3 pseudogenes are annotated in these 1,578 nt (G+C 66.5%); 2 read left to right on the top strand and 1 reads right to left on the bottom strand.

The features are described from left to right. A pseudogene (locus LXM94_RS25840) lies at nucleotides 1–305 on the bottom strand (integrase); the annotation flags it as partial. A gap of 83 nt (nucleotides 306–388) precedes the next feature. Between LXM94_RS25840 and LXM94_RS25835 the strand changes: the two are divergent. Together LXM94_RS25835 and LXM94_RS25830 are read left to right on the top strand one after the other, a co-directional pair. Then, nucleotides 389–1,266, top strand: a pseudogene (locus LXM94_RS25835) (DUF1403 family protein). Between the two features lie 2 nt (nucleotides 1,267–1,268). Next, a pseudogene (locus LXM94_RS25830) lies at nucleotides 1,269–1,578 on the top strand (SMC-Scp complex subunit ScpB); the annotation flags it as partial.

Genomic DNA, 1,578 nt, shown 5'->3' with positions numbered 1-1,578 from the left:
ACGACCGGCGGATCCGGCGGGAGGGGCGACAGGTTCTGGCGCCGGCACCAGGCGGTAAAATGCTTCCAGTCGGAAGCATAGGCGCGGCGGGTGTTGGCGGAACTGGCGGCTTCGACATAGGAGCGGGCGCGATCGGTCAGATCCTGCAGATGCGCCGGCAGGCCGGTGTTCACCTCCACACGAGGGGAGGGGAGCCCGTCCGGCACCTCGGCCGCGGAAACATCGGCGGAAACCGCCGTGCTGTCAGACGGCGCTGAGCCCTCCTCGACGTGATTTTCGGTGTTCTGGTCGATGATTCGGGCCATTCTCTCTATAAAGAGCAAAACGAGCGATAAGGCAATCTTATCGCTCGTTATTGTGAAAGGACGTGCCGTGCGGTTTATCTGAAATGGATGGCGCAATCCGCACGCGCGAGATAGGCTCGACGGCGGCGCGCCGGCGCTATCCCACCAGGGCGGACGCCACGTTCACCGCAGGCATCGTCCTGAAATCACGCGATGATCTGGTTCGTTCCGCGCCCGCCAGGCGCTGAAATGCGCCGCGGCCGCCGTCCGATTGATGGGCCGCAACGAGGACGAAGGAGCGCTGCGCGACGCCGTGTTGCTCACCGCGGCTGGCGACGAGCCCGGACCGGCGGATAGCGTGTTTTCGGCCTACAAAAGGATCGCGACCAGAAAACCGGGTTCTCGTCGAAGGGCGTAGTTGAACTGGCCGATCTGCTCGGACTGTCGTGGGACGATGGATTGGCCGCCGCGGTCGACTACGCCGATGCCGCGTTCCAGTCCGGTCGGCCAGCGCCATTTGCCGCGGCGGACCTCGTTTCGGCGATCTTCAGCGACCGCCCGGATGCCGAACCGCTGGCCTGGATGTTGGTCGACATGCTGATCGCTGCGACGCTGAAATGGAATCGCCCCGTGCCGCTGATGATGGCCGAGCGCTACGGCCCGACTTTCCGCACGCTCAGGGGCAGGGGACGCGTCCGTCCCGGCGAAACCGCCTTCCCAAGCGCTGTCTGCCTCGACCTGATCGAGGGCACGAGCGCTGCGCTGCGCTCGGCCGGCGAAATCGCGCGACGGGCCGAAGGTTAGGACGAAAGGCGCCGCGCCGGTCATCGCACGACTGCTCGAGGAGGATGCCGTGCCCGCGTCGGCGCCGGGCAGCAACCTGTCCCGCTGGGCGGCGACCCGGCTGTTCGAACGGCTGGAAGGATTTGGCGCCGTGCGCGAGCTCTCCGGCCGATCGTCGTTCCGGATCTACGGGTTGTGACGATGGCCGGGACGAGTGCAACCAGGCCGCCGCGTCGGCAAGACAAGAATCCTCACGACGATGTGCTCTATGACCGCGAACTGGAGGACCTGCCGCCGGAACTGCGCTGGCGCGAATGGATGCTGCGCGTCGAGGCGGTTATTTTTGCCTCCGCCGAGCCGGTCACCCGCGAGACGCTGGCGCGGGTCGTCGGCCGCGACTGCAGCATCGACCTGCTGATCGATGATCTCCGGGAGGAACTGCGCGACCGGCCCTATGAACTGGTGCCGGTCGCCGGCGGGCTGGCAGCACCGAAGCCGTTCGGCCTACGCA

This window comes from Rhizobium alarense, assembly GCF_021555155.1.
Taxonomy (GTDB): Bacteria; Pseudomonadota; Alphaproteobacteria; order Rhizobiales; family Rhizobiaceae; genus Rhizobium_D; species Rhizobium_D alarense.
The sequence above is the reverse complement of the archived record's forward strand: the minus strand, read 5'-3'. Positions and strand labels throughout refer to the sequence as shown.